Consider the following 987-nt stretch of genomic DNA (forward strand, 5'->3'; position numbering starts at 1 on the left):
GCCGATCGACGCCAGCACGATGACACGTTGGCGCAAGCGGATTGGACCGGAGGGTCTGGAAGAAATGCTGAAGGCGAGCGTCGAGGCGGCGCTCGACAGCGCGACCGCCAAGCCGAATTCGCTGGAGCGGATCACCGTCGACACGACGGTGCAGCCGAAAGCGATCGCTCATCCGACCGACAGCCGGCTTTACCTGAAGGCGATCCAGATCCTGGCGCGCCAGGCGAAGCGGTATGGTGTCGTGCTCAGGCAGAGCCACGCTCGACTGGCCAAGGCCGCAGCGGTACGCGCCGGCCGCTATGCCCATGCCCGGCAGTTCCGACGGATGCGGCGCGAACTGAAGCGCCTTCGCACCTATCTCGGCCGGGTGTTCCGCGACATCAGCCGCAAGATCACCGGCAATGGTGAACTCGAGACCAGGTTCGCTCGGCTGCTCGGGTTGGTCGAGCGGCTGCTGGCCCAGAGGCCGAAGGACAAGAACAAGCTCTATTCGATGCATGCACCCGAGGTGGTCTGCATCTCGAAAGGCAAAGCCCGCGCGCCCTACGAATTCGGCTGCAAGGTCGGGATCGCAACAACCAACCGTGAAGGCCTCGTGCTGGCCGCCAAATCCTTCGAGGGCAATCCGTATGACGGCCACACGCTCGCAGCGACGGTCGATCAGGCCGCGCAGATTGGCGGCGTCGAGCCGGATCGCATCTACGTCGACAAGGGCTATCGCGGCCATGACTATGCCGGTTCGGGTTCGGTGATGATCGCCGGCAGCAAGCGTGGGCTGACCGCCACCATGAAGCGGGAGTTGAAGCGACGATCGGCCATCGAGGCCACCATCGGCCACATGAAGACCGACGGGCGGCTGGACCGGAACTTCCTTCTCGGGCATTCTGGCGACGCCATCAATGCGCTGCTCGTGGCCGCCGGCCAGCGCCTCATCCTCGCCACACTGGCGCTTTGGCGTGCGCTCGTCCTGCTGGCTATCGCTGCTTG

Annotated in this window: 1 protein-coding gene; it reads left to right on the forward strand. The window is 64.9% G+C overall.

From position 1 onward, the window contains the following. Nucleotides 1-987, forward strand: a 987-nt coding sequence (locus AC0YKC_RS33970) for an IS5 family transposase (RefSeq protein WP_488514240.1), incomplete at both ends; no start/stop codon positions are given.

It is taken from the genome of Mesorhizobium sp. CNPSo 4661, from assembly GCF_057784215.1.